At 61.8% G+C, this 18,651-nt stretch carries 21 protein-coding genes; 15 read left to right on the forward strand and 6 right to left on the reverse strand.

Annotated features, from left to right (window positions below):
* The first annotated feature begins 98 nt into the window (after nt 1-98).
* From ureA to ACIPO9_RS16200, 6 genes are all read left to right on the forward strand, one after another.
* Nucleotides 99-401, forward strand: coding sequence for an urease subunit gamma (ureA, locus tag ACIPO9_RS16175; RefSeq protein ID WP_400595077.1), 303 nt, complete (start codon nt 99-101; stop codon nt 399-401).
* A 29-nt stretch (nt 402-430) separates the two neighbouring features.
* Nucleotides 431-973 (forward strand): GNAT family N-acetyltransferase, encoded by a 543-nt coding sequence (locus ACIPO9_RS16180; protein ID WP_400605498.1) that lies wholly within the window; start codon nt 431-433, stop codon nt 971-973.
* 28 nt (nt 974-1,001) lie between these two features.
* Entirely contained in the window at nt 1,002-1,538 is a 537-nt protein-coding gene (locus ACIPO9_RS16185) for a GNAT family N-acetyltransferase (protein WP_400782061.1), read from the forward strand.
* A complete protein-coding gene (locus tag ACIPO9_RS16190) occupies nt 1,535-1,840 on the forward strand; it encodes an urease subunit beta (RefSeq protein ID WP_274136237.1) in 306 nt (101 codons plus the stop codon). The genes ACIPO9_RS16185 and ACIPO9_RS16190 overlap by 4 nt, the downstream gene beginning before the upstream one ends.
* 147 nt (nt 1,841-1,987) lie before the next feature.
* Nucleotides 1,988-3,688 carry an urease subunit alpha gene (gene ureC, locus ACIPO9_RS16195; RefSeq protein ID WP_400782063.1) on the forward strand — a complete coding sequence of 567 codons (1,701 nt, stop codon included), beginning with the start codon at nt 1,988-1,990 and terminating at the stop codon, nt 3,686-3,688.
* A 208-nt stretch (nt 3,689-3,896) separates the two neighbouring features.
* Entirely contained in the window at nt 3,897-5,030 is a 1,134-nt protein-coding gene (locus ACIPO9_RS16200) for a sensor histidine kinase (protein ID WP_400782065.1), read from the forward strand.
* A gap of 130 nt (nt 5,031-5,160) precedes the next feature.
* On the opposite strand, the gene ACIPO9_RS16205 is transcribed toward ACIPO9_RS16200, so the two are convergent.
* Together ACIPO9_RS16205 and cbpA are read right to left on the reverse strand one after the other, a co-directional pair.
* Nucleotides 5,161-5,460 carry a chaperone modulator CbpM gene (locus ACIPO9_RS16205; protein ID WP_400782067.1) on the reverse strand — a complete coding sequence of 100 codons (300 nt, stop codon included), beginning with the start codon at nt 5,458-5,460 and terminating at the stop codon, nt 5,161-5,163.
* Nucleotides 5,461-5,462: 2 nt separating this feature from the next.
* Nucleotides 5,463-6,422 carry a curved DNA-binding protein gene (gene cbpA, locus ACIPO9_RS16210; protein WP_274136261.1) on the reverse strand — a complete coding sequence of 320 codons (960 nt, stop codon included), beginning with the start codon at nt 6,420-6,422 and terminating at the stop codon, nt 5,463-5,465.
* Between the two features lie 288 nt (nt 6,423-6,710).
* On the opposite strand from cbpA, the gene ACIPO9_RS16215 reads away from it, so the two are divergent.
* On the forward strand, nt 6,711-7,976 hold the full coding sequence (locus ACIPO9_RS16215; protein ID WP_274136231.1) for an Hsp70 family protein: 1,266 nt from the start codon (nt 6,711-6,713) through the stop codon (nt 7,974-7,976).
* Between the two features lie 119 nt (nt 7,977-8,095).
* Here ACIPO9_RS16215 and ACIPO9_RS16220 read toward each other — a convergent pair whose 3' ends face one another.
* Together ACIPO9_RS16220 and ACIPO9_RS16225 are read right to left on the reverse strand one after the other, a co-directional pair.
* Nucleotides 8,096-9,106 carry an AI-2E family transporter gene (locus ACIPO9_RS16220; RefSeq protein WP_274136229.1) on the reverse strand — a complete coding sequence of 337 codons (1,011 nt, stop codon included), beginning with the start codon at nt 9,104-9,106 and terminating at the stop codon, nt 8,096-8,098.
* Between the two features lie 239 nt (nt 9,107-9,345).
* Nucleotides 9,346-9,636, reverse strand: coding sequence for a PsiF family protein (locus ACIPO9_RS16225; protein WP_274136227.1), 291 nt, complete (start codon nt 9,634-9,636; stop codon nt 9,346-9,348).
* Nucleotides 9,637-9,786: 150 nt separating this feature from the next.
* On the opposite strand from ACIPO9_RS16225, the gene ACIPO9_RS16230 reads away from it, so the two are divergent.
* Nucleotides 9,787-10,689, forward strand: a complete 903-nt coding sequence (locus ACIPO9_RS16230; protein WP_400782069.1) for a DMT family transporter — start codon at nt 9,787-9,789, stop codon at nt 10,687-10,689.
* Here ACIPO9_RS16230 and ACIPO9_RS16235 read toward each other — a convergent pair.
* Complete coding sequence (locus tag ACIPO9_RS16235; RefSeq protein ID WP_400782071.1) at nt 10,675-11,562, reverse strand: esterase/lipase family protein; 888 nt, start codon at nt 11,560-11,562, stop codon at nt 10,675-10,677. The genes ACIPO9_RS16230 and ACIPO9_RS16235 overlap by 15 nt on opposite strands.
* A 253-nt stretch (nt 11,563-11,815) precedes the next feature.
* Between ACIPO9_RS16235 and osmE the strand changes: the two genes are divergently transcribed.
* Nucleotides 11,816-12,154 carry an osmotically-inducible lipoprotein OsmE gene (gene osmE, locus ACIPO9_RS16240; RefSeq protein WP_400782073.1) on the forward strand — a complete coding sequence of 113 codons (339 nt, stop codon included), beginning with the start codon at nt 11,816-11,818 and terminating at the stop codon, nt 12,152-12,154.
* A 140-nt stretch (nt 12,155-12,294) separates the two neighbouring features.
* A complete protein-coding gene (locus ACIPO9_RS16245) occupies nt 12,295-12,828 on the forward strand; it encodes a bacterioferritin (protein WP_274136219.1) in 534 nt (177 codons plus the stop codon).
* Between the two features lie 249 nt (nt 12,829-13,077).
* On the opposite strand, the gene ACIPO9_RS16250 is transcribed toward ACIPO9_RS16245, so the two are convergent.
* On the reverse strand, nt 13,078-15,144 hold the full coding sequence (locus tag ACIPO9_RS16250; RefSeq protein ID WP_400782075.1) for an AsmA family protein: 2,067 nt from the start codon (nt 15,142-15,144) through the stop codon (nt 13,078-13,080).
* Nucleotides 15,145-15,474: 330 nt separating this feature from the next.
* On the opposite strand from ACIPO9_RS16250, the gene ACIPO9_RS16255 reads away from it, so the two are divergent.
* The 5 genes from ACIPO9_RS16255 to ureG all read left to right on the forward strand — a co-directional run bounded on the left by ACIPO9_RS16255 (nt 15,475) and on the right by ureG (nt 18,647).
* Nucleotides 15,475-15,696 carry a hypothetical protein gene (locus tag ACIPO9_RS16255; protein ID WP_274136832.1) on the forward strand — a complete coding sequence of 74 codons (222 nt, stop codon included), beginning with the start codon at nt 15,475-15,477 and terminating at the stop codon, nt 15,694-15,696.
* A gap of 195 nt (nt 15,697-15,891) precedes the next feature.
* Nucleotides 15,892-16,524, forward strand: coding sequence for a TetR family transcriptional regulator (locus tag ACIPO9_RS16260; protein WP_274136830.1), 633 nt, complete (start codon nt 15,892-15,894; stop codon nt 16,522-16,524).
* 275 nt (nt 16,525-16,799) lie between these two features.
* Nucleotides 16,800-17,300 (forward strand): urease accessory protein UreE, encoded by a 501-nt coding sequence (gene ureE / locus ACIPO9_RS16265; protein WP_400605515.1) that lies wholly within the window; start codon nt 16,800-16,802, stop codon nt 17,298-17,300.
* Between the two features lie 10 nt (nt 17,301-17,310).
* Nucleotides 17,311-17,985, forward strand: coding sequence for an urease accessory protein UreF (locus ACIPO9_RS16270; RefSeq protein ID WP_400605518.1), 675 nt, complete (start codon nt 17,311-17,313; stop codon nt 17,983-17,985).
* Between the two features lie 47 nt (nt 17,986-18,032).
* Entirely contained in the window at nt 18,033-18,647 is a 615-nt protein-coding gene (gene ureG / locus ACIPO9_RS16275) for an urease accessory protein UreG (protein ID WP_274136825.1), read from the forward strand.
* The last annotated feature ends 4 nt before the right edge of the window (nt 18,648-18,651 follow it).

The following is an 18,651-nucleotide window of genomic DNA, read 5'->3' on the forward strand; positions in this document are numbered from 1 at the left end:
GTCGATATCCATGGCACAGGTATTGCGCCATCGCGGGCAAGCGCGCTCCTACAGGGTTGGGGTGTCTTCACTTATCTGGTTTTGAAACGGAAAAACACATGGACCTGACTCCACGCGAAAAAGACAAGATGCTGATCTTCACCGCAGGCCTGGTGGCCGAGCGGCGGTTGGCACGGGGTTTGAAACTCAATTACCCGGAAGCCATGGCCTTCATCTCCGCCGCCCTCCTGGAAGGCGCGCGCGATGGCCAGACCGTCGCCGAACTGATGCACTACGGCACCACCCTGCTGAGCCGCGAACAGGTGATGGAAGGCGTGCCGGAAATGATCCCGGAGATCCAGGTCGAGGCGACCTTTCCCGACGGCACCAAACTGGTCACCGTGCACCAGCCCATCGCCTGAAACTGCTTTTTGAACAAGTGAAAACGAACATGACTTATACGATTCGTGACGCACTGCTGACTGACATGCCTGCCGTGCTGGACATCTACAACGACGCCGTACTCAACACCACGGCGATCTGGAACGAACAACCGGTGGACCTTGCCAACCGCCAGGCGTGGTTCGCCGCCCGCCAGACCCAGGCCTATCCGATCCTGGTGGTGGTCGATGACGCCGATCAGGTGCTGGGCTACTCCTCGTTTGGCGACTGGCGCCCCTTCGAAGGCTTCCGCCACACGGTGGAGCATTCGGTGTACGTGCGCGCCGACCAGCGCGGCAACGGCCTGGGCCCCCTGCTGATGAAGGCGCTGATCGAACGCGCCCGGGCCTGCGACAAGCACATGATGGTCGCGGCCATCGAAAGCGGGAACGCCGCATCGATCTACCTGCATCAACGCGAAGGCTTCGTCACCACCGGGCAGATGCCGCAGGTCGGCACCAAGTTCGGCCGCTGGCTGGACCTGACCTTCATGCAACTTGACCTGTCGCCGGGCGCTTCGGCACCACCTTCGCAAGCCCCGGCCAAAGCCTGATCTTCCCTCTCTGAAAGGAATGTCCGCCATGAATGCTGCTCAACTGCGACGCGTGACCCGTGAAAGCTTTGCGCACTACCACCAGGGCCTGGTGAGCGTGTTGCTCGATGCCGTCGAGCATGGCGCGTCGGTGGGCTTCATGGCCGACATCAATGCCGACGAGGCCTATCAATGGTGGAGTGGCGTCAAGACCGAGGTCGAGCAAGGCAACGTGTTGCTGTGGGTCGTGGTGCAGGACGAGCAGGTGCTGGCCACGGTGCAGCTTGCCCTGTGCCAGAAGGCCAACGGACTCAATCGTGCCGAGGTGCAGAAGCTTCTGGTGATGCAGCACGCCCGCCGCCATGGCCTGGCCACGCAACTGATGCACGCCGTGGAACAGGCCGCGCACCAGCATCAGCGCGGGCTGCTGTTCCTGGACACCCTGGCCGGCTCCCCGGCTGAAGATTTCTATCGCGCCTTGGGCTACGTGCTGTGCGGCAAGCTGCCGGACTACGCCTGCAACCCCGACGGCGAATACCGGGCCACCGCCATCTATTACAAATTACTGTCGAGGAAGAGCGCATGATTCCTGGTGAATACCAGATCCAGCCCGGCGAGATCGAACTCAATGTCGGCCGCCGCACCGTCACCCTGAGCGTCGCCAACAGCGGCGACCGGCCCATTCAGGTCGGCTCGCATTTCCATTTTTTCGAAACCAACGACGCCCTGACCTTCGACCGCGCAACCAGCCGCGGCATGCGCCTGAACATCCCGGCGGGCACCGCCGTGCGCTTTGAGCCGGGGCAGTCGCGGGAAGTCGAGCTGGTTGACCTGGCCGGGCATCGCCGGGTGTTCGGGTTTGCCGGGCGGGTGATGGGCGACCTCTAGTTTCCGGCGCCCCTGTAGGAGCGCGCTTGCCCGCGACAGCGTCGGGTCAGCGATAACCATGTCACAGGACCATCGCAAATCGCGGGCAAGCGCGCTCCTACGGAAGCTGCAACACCCGTGATCTCTCTTTGAATTCAAGGAAGCGTCATGAAGATTTCCAGACAAGCCTACGCCGACATGTTCGGCCCCACCGTCGGCGACCGTGTGCGTCTGGCCGACACCGAGCTGTGGGTCGAGGTCGAGAAGGACTTCACCGTTTACGGCGAGGAAGTGAAGTTCGGCGGCGGCAAGGTCATCCGCGACGGCATGGGCCAGGGCCAGTTGAACGCCGACGACGTCGTCGACACGCTGATTACCAACGCGCTCATCATCGACCACTGGGGCATCGTCAAGGCCGACGTGGGCCTGAAGAACGGCCGCATCGCCGCCATCGGCAAGGCCGGCAACCCGGATATCCAGCCCGATGTGACCATCGCCATCGGCGCGGCCACCGAGATCATCGCCGGTGAAGGCATGATCCTCACCGCAGGCGGTGTCGACACCCATATCCACTTCATCTGCCCGCAGCAGATCGAAGAAGCGCTGATGAGCGGCGTGACCACCATGATCGGCGGCGGCACGGGCCCTGCGACGGGCACCAACGCCACCACCGTCACCCCCGGCAAATGGCACATGATGCGCATGCTCCAGGCCGCCGAAGCCTTCCCGATGAACATCGGCTTCACCGGCAAGGGCAACGTCAGTGTGCCTGAACCCTTGATCGAGCAGGTGAAAGCCGGCGCCATCGGCCTCAAGCTGCACGAAGACTGGGGCACCACGCCTGCGGCCATCGACAACTGCCTGAGCGTCGCCGACCAGTACGACGTGCAGGTGGCGATCCACACCGACACCCTCAACGAGTCCGGTTTCGTCGAAACCACCCTGGGCGCGTTCAAGAACCGCACCATTCACACCTACCACACCGAAGGTGCCGGTGGCGGCCACGCGCCGGACATCATCAAGGCTTGCGGCTTCCCCAACGTGCTGCCGAGTTCGACCAACCCGACCCGGCCGTTCACCCGCAACACCATCGACGAGCACCTGGACATGCTGATGGTTTGCCATCACCTGGACCCGAGCATCGCCGAAGACGTGGCCTTCGCCGAGAGCCGCATCCGCCGCGAAACCATCGCCGCCGAAGACATCCTGCATGACCTGGGCGCGTTCTCCATGCTCAGCTCCGACAGCCAGGCCATGGGCCGTGTCGGCGAGGTGATCCTGCGCACCTGGCAGACCGCCGACAAGATGAAACGCCAGCGCGGCCCGCTGCCGGGCGACGGCGAAGGCAACGACAACTTCCGCGCCAAACGCTACATCGCCAAATACACCATCAACCCGGCGATCACCCACGGCATCAGCCATGAAGTGGGCTCGATTGAAGTCGGCAAATGGGCGGACCTGGTGCTGTGGCGCCCGGCCTTCTTCGGGGTCAAGCCGACGCTGATCCTCAAGGGCGGCTCCATCGCCGCAAGCCTGATGGGCGACGCCAACGCCTCGATCCCGACGCCGCAACCGGTGCACTACCGCCCGATGTTCGCCAGCTACGGCAGCTCATTGCACGCCAGCAGCCTGACGTTCATCAGCCAGGCGGCGTTCGATGCCGGCGTGCCGGAGCAACTGGGTTTGAAAAAGCAGATTGGCGTGGTCAAAGGTTGCCGCAGCGTGACCAAGGCCGACCTTATCCACAATGACTACCTGCCAAAGATCGACGTCGACCCGCAGACCTACCAGGTCAAGGCCGATGGCGTGCTGTTGTGGTGCGAGCCTGCCGAGGTGTTGCCGATGGCGCAGCGGTATTTCCTGTTCTAACGCCTGTAGGAGCGCGCTTGCCCGCGATTGCGGTTTGCCGGTGACATCGTTGTTGCCTGACACACCGCCGTCGTCCGGATGCGGCCCAGACCAAGCGCGCTCCTACAAGGCCGTGGGGTGGCTGTGAAAATCCGCTGTTCTACCTGCCACAACATGGCGCTAAGATGGCCCCACCTCATCCAGCGCCACGCCAGCAAGGTTGTCTTCCATGCGTCTATCCGACTTCATCGTGCAGAACGTGGACCGCATCGTCGATGAATGGGAAAAGTTCGCCGCGACCCTCACCCCCGCCGCTGACACGCTGAACAGCGTGGAATTGCGCGATCACGCCAAATCCATCCTGCTGGCTGCGGCGCGAGACATGAACACCGCGCAGACCAAGGCCGAACAGATCGCCAAGGCCCAGGGCGAGGATGTCGGCAAGACGCCCGCACTGGACGAGGCGGCCGCCAGCCACGGCGAGTTGCGCCACACGGTGGGGTTCGACCTGGTGCAGATGACCTCCGAGTTTCGCCACCTGCGCGCAACGGTCATCCGGTTCTGGGTGGAAAGCCTGGATTCGCCGCAGATCGGCCATTTTACCGACATGATTCGCTTCAACGAAGCCATCGACGAGGCCCTGGCCGAATCCACCGCTGCCTATGCCGAACGGGTGAACCGCTCGCGGGACATCTTCCTGGCGATCCTTGGTCACGACCTGCGCGCGCCATTGCAGGCGATTGGCATGTCATCGGAAATACTGATGCGCAAGGCGGGCATCAGCGAGGCCGACATGGCCTACGTCAAACGCATCAAGAGCAGCAGCCGGCACATGGCGACCATGGTCAACGATCTGCTGGAGTTCGTGCGCAGCCGGCTGGGCACCACGTTACCGATCGAACGCAGGCCCATGGAAATGACCATCGCCTGCCGGGATGCCATCGATGCCGCCAGCGCCGGGCAGCCCGATTGCGATCCGGTGTTCACCACCACCGGCGACACCCAAGGCGAATGGGACCGGGCGCGGATCGACCAGTTGCTGCAAAACCTCATCGGCAACGCCCTGCAACACGGCGCCTCGACCCACAGGATCAGCGTGTCGCTGATGGGCAGCGAGCATCACATCAGCCTGTCGGTGCACAACGACGGCGAGCCGATTGCGCAGGAAGCGATTGGCAGTATTTTCGACCCGCTGGTGCGCTCATTGAATGAAGAAGTGGGTAATCACAACCCCTCGACCAGCCTGGGGTTGGGGTTGTTCATCGTCAAAGAAGTGGTCAACGCCCACAGTGGCAGTATCACGGTGACGTCGAACGTCGGCGATGGCACCACGTTCACCGTGGTATTGCCGAAGAAGGGCTAAAAAGCCTCACCACGCACCCGTAGCAGCACGGCTTGCCGGCGGGAGCGGCGTGTCAGGCAGTCCACCCTTTGCTGATACACCGCTCCCGCCGGCAAGCCGTGCTGCTACGGGGCAGGTGAGTCAGGAACACTCAATCCAGCAAAAAACGCCCCAGACGCTGCTTGAGCATGCGGTTCTCGGCCCGCACCTGCTCAAGCTCGTCCAGCAGGTTCAGCGCCAGGGCGACGCCGTCCCATTCAAGTTCCAGTTCGTGGTGCAGCTTGACTGCCCGTTTGGCCACCGACAGCGAATAGGTGTCGAACAGCCATTCATCGGGCCGCGTACCCTGGGGTTCGACTATGCCGTGCTCGACGATTTCCATGACATAGGCGACCGGCATGTCGACTACCTGACAGAACTCGTGCATGTCTACGACCAGGGTGTTGCGCATTGTCAGTTACTCCATTGAGCCCTCGGATCGAACGCCGCCTTCTCGGCCAGCTTCTCCCAGAGTGCCTTGGTGGCATCATCAGTGGCCTTGGGCATGACGATCTTGAGTTGCGCGAACAGATCGCCACGCTCGCCCTTCTTGTTCAACAGACCATTACCTTTGACCCGCAATCGCTGCCCGCTCTGACTGTCCGGACGAATGGTCAGGTTGATCTTGCCGGTCAGGGTCGGCATCGCGACCTTGGTTCCCAGCGCGGCCTCCCATGGGGCCAGCGGCACAGTGATAATCAGGTCATGCCCTTCGACGTCGAAGTTGGGGTGCGGCGCCAGACGAATGGTCAGGAACAGATCGCCGTTTTCCCCACCGGCGACACCTGGCGCGCCCTGGCCCTTGAGGCGAATGCGTTCGCCGTCGGTGACGCCCGCCGGAATCTTCACGTTCAGGTTCTTGGTGATGTCAGCCATGCGCTGCCCGTTGGCGGCATGCTGCGGCACCTTGAAGCTGATCTTCTTGGATTCGGTGGAGAGGGTTTCCTCCAGGAAAATCGCCAGTTCCAGTTCCACGTCCTGCCCTCGACGGCCAGAGCTGCGCGGACGGCCACCCTGTGGTCCGCCACGATTGCCAAAGATCGAGCTGAAGAAATCGGAGAAATCCCCGCCCTCGAAGCCACCCGCGCCACCGCCAAAGCCCTGGCCCGCGCCGCCGCGCCCCTGCCAGCCCGGAGGCGGCTGGAAGCGGCCCTGCTGGCCGTACTTGCGAATGTCGTCGTACTCGGCGCGCTTTTCAGGATCGCTCAGCGCTTCATAGGCCTCGGAGGCCTCTTTGAACTTGTCCTCGGCGCCAGCTTCTTTGCTGACGTCCGGGTGATACTTGCGCGCGAGCTTGCGATAGGCGGTCTTGATCGTCTTCTCGTCCGCCGTCGGCTCCACGCCAAGAATCTTGTAATAGTCTTTGAAGTCCATGTAACGGTCACCCATTCCGGAGAATCCAGCACATCTCGGTCTGCGTTAAAGATGAGAACGTTGGCTGCGCTGAATGTTGCAAGGTTATCGGCACACGGCCTCGCAAGCTTGAAACGGGTGTTCAAACAGGCCGAATGCATTGAGAGTTGCCTGCAAGATTGGGGGTGCAGGGCCCAAGTTCAAGCCCGGGGACAAGAAATAGCCGCATAAACCGACGTTTCGCGCTACGCATCCGGCGCACTCTCGCATACACTGCGCGGCCGTTTTTTTGACCGGAACGTACAGAACATGAGCACCCCATCCCCAGCCCGTGCCCTAGGCATCGACTTCGGCACCTCCAACTCCACGGTCGGCTGGCTGCGCCCCGGAGCGGAAACGCTGATCGCGCTGGAGGACGACAAGATCACCCTGCCGTCGGTGGTCTTCTTCAATATCGAAGAACGTCGGCCTGTCTACGGTCGCCTGGCGCTGCACGAGTACCTTGAAGGCTACGAAGGCCGCCTGATGCGCTCGCTCAAGAGCCTGCTGGGCTCCAAGCTGATCAAGCACGACACCAGCGTGCTGGGCACGGCCATGCCGTTCAAGGACTTGCTGGGGCTGTTCATCGGTGAGCTGAAAAAGCGCGCCGAAGCCGCCGCTGGCCAGTCGTTCGAGCAAGTGGTGCTGGGCCGCCCGGTGCATTTCGTCGATGACGACGCCGCTGCCGACCAGGAAGCCGAAGATACCCTGGCCGAGGTTGCGCGCAAGATCGGCTTCAAGGACGTGTCCTTCCAGTTCGAGCCCATTGCGGCGGCATTCGACTACGAGTCGACCCTGGACCGCGAGGAACTGGTGCTCATCGTCGACATCGGCGGTGGTACTTCGGACTTCTCGCTGGTGCGCCTGTCGCCCGAGCGCCGGCTGGTCGATGAGCGCCAGAGCGACATCCTGGCCACCGGCGGCGTGCACATCGGCGGGACCGACTTCGACAAGCAACTGAGCCTGCAAGGCGTGATGCCGCTGTTCGGCTACGGTAGCCGGATGAAGAGCGGCGCCTTCATGCCCACCAGCACCCACATGAACCTGGCGACCTGGCACACCATCAACTCGGTGTATTCGCAGAAGTCGCAACTGGCGCTGGGCAGCATGCGCTACGACATCGAAGACACCTTAGGGATTGACCGCCTGTTCAAGCTGATCGAACAGCGCGCCGGGCACTGGCTGGCGATGGAAGTGGAAGAAACCAAGATCCAGCTGACCCACGCGCAAAACCGCGTGGTGCCGATGGATCGCGTCGAGTCGGGCCTGAGCGTCGACCTGACCCGCGCACTGTTCGAGTCGTCGATCGAATCGCTGCTCGAACGTGTGCGTGAAAGCGTGACGCAATTGCTGGGCGACGCTGGCGTGGGCGTGACCGACGTCGACACGGTGTTCTTCACCGGCGGCTCCAGCGGCATCCCGGCCCTGCGCAACAGCGTCGCCGCGATGCTGCCCAAGGCACGGCACGTGGAAGGCAACATTTTCGGCAGCATCGGCGCAGGCTTGGCGATCGAGGCCAAGAAGCGTTACGGCTGATCTCTCTTCACCCTGTAGGAGCGCGCTTGCCCGCGACGGCGGTGTCTCAGGAATAATCTCTGGGCTGACACACCGCGGTCGCGGGCAAGCGCGCTCCTACAGGGTTGGTTACCAGCCGGTCAAACCAACTCCGCCCTGCGCAACTCGCTCTTGAGATACGCATAGAAGATCGGCCCTGCCACCACCCCCGGCAGGCCAAAGGCCGCTTCGAAGATCAGCATCGCCAGCAGCAACTCCCACGACTTGGCACTGATCTGCCCGCCCACGATCCGGGCGTTGAGGAAGTACTCGACCTTGTGGATCACGATCAGATAGCCCAGCGCCGCGAACGCCACCCAGATCGACAGCGACATGCCGACGATGAAGATCAGCGTGTTCGACATCAGGTTGCCCACCACCGGCAACAGGCCCAGCAGGAACGTCAGCACGATCAGCGTCTTGGTCAGCGGCAGGTGCACGCCGCACAACGGCAGAATCACCGCCAGAAACACCGAGGTGAATATCGTGTTCAGCGCCGAGATCTTGATCTGGGCAAAAACGATATTGCGAAATGCCTGGCTGAGCAGGTGCAAGCGTTCGAACAGCGCGGCGGCCAGCGGCTTGCGCTTGGAGATGTCAGGAATGCGTTGCAGCGCGATGATCGCGCCCAGGACCATGCCGATCAGCAGGGTCACGAACATGTGCGCCGCGCCCTTGCCAAGCATCTGCAACTCGCCGATGTGCTTGGTCAGCCAGGCGCTGAGGGAAGCCTGGAACTCGGTGGCACTGGCGGGCAGGTAGCCGTCGATGAACGGCGGCAGTTGCCCCCGCGCCCGGTCGACCAGGGTCATGAACTTGTCCAGCGAGGCGCCGGGGTTTTCCGCCTCATGCAGCACGAAGCTGATCGCGCCGGCAAACAGCAGCGACAGTACAGTCACTACAAGCGTGCCCAGCAACGCCACCGCCAGCCATCGGGCGCGCTCGCCAGCAATCAGGCGCTGCAGTTGCGGGGTGAGCATGTCGACCAGTTCATAAACCAGCAGGCCCGCCAGCAGGCTGGGCAGCAATTTGAGCGGTAATACCAGCAGCAGGCCACCAAACACCAGAATGCAGCTGGCCAGATACACTTGTCGCGGCGAAAACGTTGGCATACAGCCTCAAAAAACGAACGGCTTGGAAGTACGGCAGTCTGCCAGCGTTCCCTGTTGAGGACCAGCGCCCAAGCGTGTCGTCAGTCGCGTGGCAACCATTTGAAACACCATGGTTTGCCAACGGGTGTTTGAAGATCACGCAACGTAGCAGCACGGCTTGCCGGCGGGAGCGGTGTGTCAGGCAGTCGACCCTTCGCCGATACACCGCTCCCGCCGGCAAGCCGTGCTGCTACGGGGGACTATTTTTTCTTCAGGCAATCGCTCATGAACGTCTTGCGCGCATCGCCCTTGAGAGCCTGGGTGGTGGCGGTGGCGTTACAGGTTTTCATCTTGTCCTGCTGGGTGGCAGCGGGCGCTGGCGCGGCCTTCAGACAAGTGCTCATGAATGCCTTGCGCTCATCGCCCTTCAGGGATTTGGCGGTAGCGTCGGCGTTGCAGGTGGTCATCTTGTTTTGCTGCGCGGTGGCGGCAAACCCTTGGGCACACATCAACAAGCCCATGACCAACAGAGGAACACGCAGCATTTTCATCGACATTCTCCAGGACCGCCGCGTCCATACGCAGCTTTGAAAGCAGTGTAGCCAAAGATTATTGCGGCATATTTCAGAGAATCCGCCCTTAACGGTAGACGCGAGGTTCAGCGCGTCGATAATGGCCGCTCACTCTGCCAAGGCCTTGCCATGCAATACCTCTACCCCCTGTTCACCGTCATGCTCTGGGCGGGCAACAACGTCATCACCAAGGCGGCAGCCGGGCGAATCTTTCCGGCGGAAATCGGCTTCTATCGGTGGCTGCTGGCGGGCCTGCTGTTCACCCCGTTCCTGCTGGGCCCGGTGCTGCGCAACCGTGCGCAGGTCAAGCCGATCCTGGGCAAGATTGCGGTGCTCGGCGTGCTGGGCATGGCGGTCTATCAGAGCCTGGCCTACTACGCTGCGGGCATTACCACGGCGACCAACATGGGGATCATCCTGTCACTGGTGCCTGTGATGACCCTTGGCCTGTCGATTGCCAGCCTGGGCACCGCGCTCACGGCAGGCGCGCTGGTCGGCGCCGGGGTGTCATTTGCGGGAGTGCTGCTGGTGGTGTCCCAGGGCAGCTGGACGGTACTGGTGGCCCACGGGGTCAATCTGGGAGACGCGATGATGCTGGTCGCCGCCTTTGCCTACGCCACCTACAGCACGCTATTGAAGAAGTGGCAGTTACGCATGCCGCCGCTGCAACTGTTGTACCTGCAAGTGCTGGTGGCAATTGTCGCGCTGTTTCCACTGTTCCTGCTCTCGCCCAAGACCGGCCTCAACGCCAGCAACATCCCGCTGGTGCTCTATGCCTGCATTCCGGTGTCGATGATCGCGCCGCTGTTGTGGATGAAGGCCATCACCCTGCTCGGCCCCAGCCGCACCACGCTGTTCTTCAATCTGGTGCCCATTTTCACTGCGCTGGTGGCGGCATTGGCGCTGGGCGAACAACTGGCGGTGTATCACTTCATCGGCGGTGCGCTGACCCTCAGTGGAGTGATCCTGGCCGAGCGCTGGACCACACCCCTGCGCAGCAAGCCCCAGGCAACGGCGTCAAAGGCCGACTGATTTGAGCCGTGCGGCGTGCTCCATGAACAGCCGCACCGGTTCCGCGCCCTTGCCCACCAGCCCCAGGTGCTGATTCACGATATCGAAATGATCGAGGGGGAAGTTGTCGCCAATGACCGTGCCCAGGTGCGAACTGAAACGCCCGACCATCCCATCGCTCTCCCGCTCGCGGGTGAAGGTGCGGGCGAACATCCGGCAGGTCAGGTTCGTCGTATCGAACAGGTTCTTGCCACGGTCAGTCAGGCCCGGCTGCAAGGTGCCGGACCAAGAGTAATAACGCACACCGTTGACCAGTTCAGGCCCCTGCCCGCCCCACTCAAGCGGCAGGCCCTGGGGAAACAAGGCATTGAATTTCGCGACACCCTTGGAGGTGAGCGAGCCATGGGCGGCATGCACGTCGGTGGGCAGCCGGGTGCCGCGATAGCCGGTGTCGAGCAGCGCCAGCGCCAGGGTGCTCAGGCGAATGACGGCATGCACCATCCGCCCGCGCAGTTTGCTGACCGGGAAGTGCTCTTCGAGAAAATCCGCCAGTTCCGAACCGTGATTGGGCCCGGCCACCGATGTCACCGAAGCCACCAGGTCCGGGCGAACCCCGGCCACATAGCGGATGGTCAACGCGCCCTGGCTGTGGCCGATGAGGTTGACCTTCTGCGCGCCGGTTTCCCTGAGGATTTCCTCGATTCGCTCCAGCAATTGCTCGCCGCGGATCTCGGAAGAGTTCACCGCCGAAACCATCACCGGAATCACCGTCGCCCCGCCGCGACGCAGCGCCGAGGCAATGCCGAACCAATAGGGATAGACCACCAGCTTCACGAACCCCAACAACCCGGGTACCAACACAATGGGGTACTGCGTGGCCTGATCTTGCGTCATGACTACCTGAGCCCTCACCTGATTCTGTAGGAGCGCGCTTGTCCGCGACCGCGGTGTGTCTGGTGCCGTCCTGTGTCTGACACACTGCGGTCGCGGGCAAGCGCGCTCCTACAGACAGTAGTCGCAAAGCGTTCATCGATGATGACAAAAACAAGTAATGCCCCATCGCCATCTATTGGATCGAACTCTTTCAATCCGCCGAGGCTCATAACTGCAACGGGCCACTAATGGCCTTTCAGTGGAGTGTCCGGTTATGTACAAGCAATCTCTGGCAGTAGTGTTTGCAATGGCCGCACTGGCCGGCTGTTCATCGACAACCCTGCAAAACCCGGTGGACTACGCCACCTATCGCAATGAGCCGCTGGTCAAGCAAGTCGACGACGGCATGACCGAGCAGCAAGTGCTGACCATCGGCGGCGAGCCCTCCACCCGAATGCACCGCAAGGTTCACCCTGGCACCTGCAACAACTACGTCCTGAACAAGGACGGCCACCAGCAGACCTACTACGTCACCTTCAATGCCAACGGTCGGGTGGACAACAAGGGCTTCATGACCTGCGAGCAGCGTGAGGCGAACGAACGGGCGATGTAAGCCGGCAAACAAATCAAACTTTTCCCCTCGCGCACCACTCACACCTTAAGACCCGATCTTGCCAAGGGCCGGTCAGACCTTTCGTGACCGGCCCATCAAGAGCGAGACGGGATTAACCGGATCAGCCCTGGAGAAAAATGATGAGCGATGTGCAGCAATTAACCGATGTCAGCACCCTGCGCGAGCGCGCGCGTCACAATGTTGAAAACGGTGCCGTGACCGAAGGCTACGATGGCGACCGCGAAGAGATCATTCGCCTGCTCAATGCATCGCTGGCCACCGAGTGGGTCTGCGTGCTTCGGTACAAGCGCCATTACTACATGGCCAAGGGCGTGAAAGCCCAAGTGGCTGCCGCCGAATTTCTCGAGCATTCCAATCAGGAAGCCGAGCACGCCGACAAACTCGCCGAGCGTATTGTGCAATTGGGTGGCGAGCCTGAGTTGAATCCTGACCTGCTGTCCAAGAATTCCCACGCGCAGTATGTGGCGGGTAATACGCTGAAAGAAATGGTCACCGAAGACTTGATCGCCGAGCGCATTGCCATCGACAGCTATCGTGAAATCATTCAGTACATCGGCGACAAAGACCCGACCACCCGCCGTATCTTCGAGGAAATCCTGGCCCAGGAAGAGGAACACGCCGACGACATGGCGGACATTCTCGACGGGCTGTGATGATTGAAGGCAGATGTAAAAAAGCCAGGACAGTGTCCTGGCTTTTTTTGTGCCCCAGATCCCGTAGGAGCGCGCTTGCCCGCGACGGCGGTGTGTCCGTAAACACATTCATCACAGACATACCGCCGTCGCGGGCAAGCGCGCTCCTACAGATCGAAGAACCCAGGCCCGTAGCAGTCCGGCTTGCCGGCGTCGGCGATTCCAAAGACGCTGACGCCGGCAAGCCGTGCTGCTACGGGACGGCAGCGCCTATTGCACGGTTTTTGGCGCCTTGCCCGCCCGCATCTGCTCAAGCAACGGCGCGCACTGGTTCGGCTCGCCGCCGCTTGGTGCGACCAGCGCCAGCAGCCCTGCCGCAGGCCCCACCGCCGCGCCCAGCAAGACCATCCCGGCTCCACGCAGCAACAACGGCCCGGTTTCCACACCTGCGTTGGGCTTGATGAACGGCCCGCGCACATACAGCGGCGAGCGCAGGGAGAACACACGGAAGCCCTTGGATTCCGGACTGATCTTCATGTCCAGCTGCTCGGTCTTCATGTTCGCCGTGCCATCGATGTAGATGATCGCGTTCTCGGTATCGAACACGAACAGCCTGGTCGTGGCCAGACCATCCTTGATCCCAAGATCGGACGCCGCGCAGTTGATCTTCACTTCCTTGTCGCCGAACAACTTGCCGACCACGTAGTTACCGACGTTTAGCCCGGCGATCTCCATCAGGTCGCGGCTGACCGCGCCATCGTTGACCAGCATTTTCAGCTCGCCATTGGCCGTGCCCAGCAACGCCGCCACCGAGTTGCCCTTGCCGCTGATGTCGGCATCACCATTCAACTCACCGAAACTGGTCTTCATCGGTTCGAAGGTCGGGAATAGCTGCTTGAGCTTGAAGTTGCGCGCGGTCAGCTTCGCCCGGCCTTCCAGCGGCTGAGTGTGACCATTGAGCTTGATGTCGGCATCGAGCTTGCCACCGGCCACGCCGAAACGCAGGGGTTGAAGGCTCAACTGACCATCATTGAGCACGACGTGGGTATAGAGGTCGGTAAAGGGCAATTCAGCGCTCTGCACGATCTTCTTGCCGGTGAATTCCACGTCGGCGTCCATCGCGCTCCAGCGATCAGTCTTGAATTCCTCGACCGGTAACACCTTGTCCTTAGGCTGCTTGCTCTCGCCGCCACGGGATTTCTGCTCGGCGTTGGAGTCAGCACCGATCAGCGGCTTGAGGTCGGTCATCAGCAACTGGTTGGACACCAGCGCGCCGGTCAGCTTGGGACGCGGCTGGCTGGCCACGAAACTCAGGTCGCCGTGGATGTCACTGCTACCGATCTTGCCGTTGAAGCCCTTGTACTGAAACGCTGCGCCCGCCGGATCATGAAGCTTGGCGATCAGGCGACCGTCGGTCGAGTACGGCGGAGAATCGGGAAGGGTTACGCCGGTCAGCGGATACAGGTTGCCCAGGCTGTCACCCGACAGCTTGAGGCGCAGGTCCAGTTCGCCGAGGTTTTGCGGATCGGTCACGGTGCCTGCGACCGCCACCCGGGTGTTGCCCGCGCTGACATCGGCCTGAACCGGAAACGGCAGAGCCGCGTCCTTGAGCGCCAGCAACCCGCCAACCTTGCCGCTGCCATTGAGTGCCTGGCCGTGATACTGGCCCTTGGCGGTGAAGCCGAAGGCGTAGTCCTGCGCCGATGCGCCCTTGTCCTGGACCTTCTTGGCCTCGCCGCTGCCCACGATGTCGCTGAACGGAATCGGCTTGCCCAGCGGGTCGATCACGACGTCCACCGAGGTATTGATCATTTTGTCGTTGTAGCTGACATGACCCTTGTCAAAGCCGATCGAGCCAATGTCCATGACCCAACTGGAAGGCTCGGCGTTGGGATCGCTCTTGGGCAGGTCGAACACCCAGTTGGCGCGGCCATCGGCCAGACGTTCGATTCTGGCATTGGGCTCGGTCAGGTCGATGCGCGGGATCACTACGCGTTGAGCCAGAAGCGGCAGCGGCGCGAGGCGCATTTCCACTCGCTTGAGGGTAACCATTTGAGGCTCTTTAGACCATTCGGGGTTACCCAAAGTGATGTCTTCAGCCGACATGTGCGGCCACGGCACCCAGGCGCGCCAGCCGCCTTCATCCGGCTCGCGGCGCCAGAGCACGGCCAGATTGCCGTTGATGGCGAACGGTCGGTGGATCTCGGCAGACACTTTTTCGTTGATGGTCGGCTTGAGCCGGTTCCAGTCGAAGGTGGCGATCACGATGATCAGAATGGCCAGCAACAGCAGCACGATGCCGACCGTCCAGGCGAAAATCTTGCGTCCTCGCGTCATTGCGTAATCTCCCAAATACCGACGCACCTTCCCGGGCGCGTCTTACACGTCATTGCGACGTTCGACTGACAAAAGCCGCGTGGGTTTGATGAAATATCAAAAAACCCGTGGCAGTGCGGCTTGCCGGCGTCATCGATCTCAAGGATGCCGACGCCGGCAAGCCGGACTGCTACGGGGCGGGTGCGCCCTGAAAGCCTTGTCCTGCCTGGCCTGCAGCCCTGAATCAATTCCGTCGATGGTCACCATCAGCCCTTTGAACTTCTTTATCCAGGCGGCGCCGGTAAAATTCACTCCATGTTCTCTACACGCCCTCTCGAGGAGCACACATTCATGAAACGCCAACTGATCGCCCTGACCCTTTCCCTCCTCGCCTCGAGCGCGTTCGCCATGCCTGCCAGCGAACAACCTGTGCTCGGCGAAGTGAAAGCGGCCCAGCAAGTTGGTCTGCCAACCCTGGCCCAGGACAACACCAACCGCGTGATCAACCAGTATCAGCGCGTGGCCGATAACGGCCCGGATCGCCTGGTGCAGCAGTATCAGCGCGTTTCCTGAAATATCACGTCCTCCCCGATCCCTGTAGGAGTGAGCTTGCTCGCGATGGGGATCTGCCTGTAACACTTGTAGTGACCGACACCCCGCAATCGCGAGCAAGCTCACTCCTACAGTTTTGATGCGTCGATCCGGTTCGACGCACCGCAAGCGCATTTGTTAGAGTGCGGACCATTCTTCACTCAGATGCACACGCTCATGTTGCCCCGCGCCGAACAGAAACAGCAGACTCGCCACGCCCTGCTCGATGCAGCACGGGGGCTGATGGAGAGCGGCCGGGGTTTTGGCAGCCTGAGCCTGCGCGAGGTGGCCAAAACCGCTGGCATCGTGCCCACCGGCTTCTATCGACACTTCGACGACATGGACCACCTGGGCCTGGCGCTGGTCAGCGAAGTCGGCCAGACATTCCGTGAAACCATTCGCCGGGTGCGCCGCAACGACAACCTCAACAGCGGCATCATCGATGCGTCGGTGCGCATCTTTCTCGATGTGGTGGCGGCCAATCGTTCGCAATTCCTGTTTCTGGCACGCGAACAGTACGGCGGCTCGCTGAAAGTGCGCCAGGCACTGGGCGCGCTGCGCGAAGGCATCATTGCCGACCTTGCCACCGACCTTGCGTCGATGCCCAAATTTCATCACCTCAACACCGATGACCTATCGGTCATGGCCGACCTTGTGGTCAAGAGCGTGTTCGCCATGCTCCCCGAACTCATCGACCCGCCATCCGTGACTCTGGCCGAACACCTGACGCCTCGGGCGAAGATCACCCAGCAATTGCGCTTCATCTTCATCGGCGCCAAGCGCTGGCAGGGGTTGGGCAGTACCGAGTGACGATTTCCCAGGCAAACCCTGTAGGAGCGCGCTTGCCCGCGACGGCGGTGTATCTGTGCCATCGATGCCGTCTGACACACTGCAATCGCGGGCAAGCGCGCTCCTACAGCGGCGCACCAGATGGGTGCGTTTAATTCCCGCTCGCACCAATAAACCCCACGATCAAATCCCACGCCTGACCCGCACGCACTATTTGTAGGCAATTTCCTCAGACTTCCCCGATTGGCAAGCCACTTGCTCTAGACATGGCATCGCACATTGCTGGAAGTTTTCCGATGCTGGTGATTCACACACGAATCGAGCCCCAGGCTGAATGGGCCGCCGAGCTGCATTTGAATTTCGAGGCGCGCAGTAAAAGCCGCCTGCGCTGTTTCAGTGCCGAGGGCGAAGACGTTGGCCTGTTCCTGGAGCGTGGCCAACCGCCGTTGCGTGACGGCGATTTTCTCAAGGCCGAAGACGGCCGCATCGTGCGGGTTTGTGCTCGCCCTGAGCAACTGATGCACGTCACCTGCAGCAGCGCCTTCGAACTGACCCGTGCGGCCTATCACCTGGGTAACCGCCACGTCGCACTTCAGGTCGGCGACGGCTGGCTGCGGCTGCTCGACGACTACGTGCTCAAGGCCATGCTCGACCAACTGGGCGCGACCACGGAATCCATCGAAGCGCCGTTCCAGCCCGAACATGGCGCCTACGGTGGCGGCCATCATCACTCGCGGGCTGGAGAAGAAGACTTCAACTACGCCCCGCGCATTCACCAGTTCGGCGTACGCAAATGAGCCCACGTCCATGAACAAGGCTTGGGCGCTGCTGCGCCTGGCGAGCCCGCAGTTGCCCATTGGCGGCTACAGCTACTCACAGGGGCTGGAGATGGCGGTGGAGAACGCCGTGGTCAAGGATCCGCAGAGCGCGGCCCGCTGGATCGGCGATCAACTGCTGCTCAACCTCGCCCGTTTTGAGGCGCCGTTGTTACTCGCCCATTGCACAGCCGCCGCACAGGAAGACTGGGCGAGCCTGCTGCAATTGAGCGAAGAACACCGCGCCAGCCGCGAAACCCGCGAGCTGCATCTGGAGAGCCGACAGATGGGCTATTCGTTGCAACAACTGCTCAACGGCCTGCCGGAGCTAGATCAGCCTGCGCGGGATTTTCTGCGGCAAATCGATGAGCCGCACCTGGCCCTGGGCTGGGCGCTGGCCGCCCGTGCCTGGCAGATCGATCCGCAGGACGCCCTGGCCGCCTGGCTATGGAGCTGGCTGGAAAACCAGTTGGCGGTCCTGATGAAAACCCTGCCTTTGGGCCAGCAGGCTGCTCAGCGTCTGACCAGCGAACTTACGCCTTTGCTGCAACAGGCCCAGCGGCACGCCACTGAACGTGACCCCGAGCATCTCGGCAGTGCCCCGTTCGGCCTGGCGCTGTCGAGCATGGCCCATGAACGCCAGTACAGCCGCCTGTTTCGATCCTGATATCAGCCAACACGAACCGCACAAGAAGATTAAATGGAGAGCATTTGATGAACAGCCAACCCTTGCGAGTCGGCATCGGCGGCCCGGTCGGATCCGGCAAGACCGCCCTGACCCTTGCCCTGTGCCTGGCCCTGCGCGAGCGCTACAACCTCGCCGTGGTCACAAACGACATCTACACCCGCGAAGACGCCGACTTCCTGGTGCGAAACGAGGCACTGGCGCCTGAGCGCATCATCGGCGTGGAGACCGGCGGCTGCCCGCACACGGCAATTCGTGAAGACGCTTCGATCAACCTGGAAGCCGTCGACCAGTTGAACCGCCGCTTCGAAGGCCTGGACCTGATCATCGTCGAGTCCGGCGGCGACAACCTCTCGGCAACCTTCAGCCCTGAGCTGTCGGACCTGACCATCTACGTGATCGACGTCTCGGCGGGCGACAAGCTGCCACGCAAGGGCGGGCCGGGGATCTGCAAGTCTGACCTGCTGGTGATCAACAAGATCGACCTGGCGCCGCTAGTGGGCGCGTCGCTGGAGATGATGGACCGCGACACCAGGAAGATGCGCGGCGACAAGCCCTTCGTGTTCAGCAACCAGAAAACCGGCCATGGCCTGGAGGACATCATCGCCTTCATCGAGCGTCAGGGTCTGCTGACCGCTGCCTGATTTC

This window comes from Pseudomonas sp. NPDC090203, assembly GCF_044746765.1.
Lineage (GTDB): Bacteria > Pseudomonadota > Gammaproteobacteria > Pseudomonadales > Pseudomonadaceae > Aquipseudomonas > Aquipseudomonas putida_AD.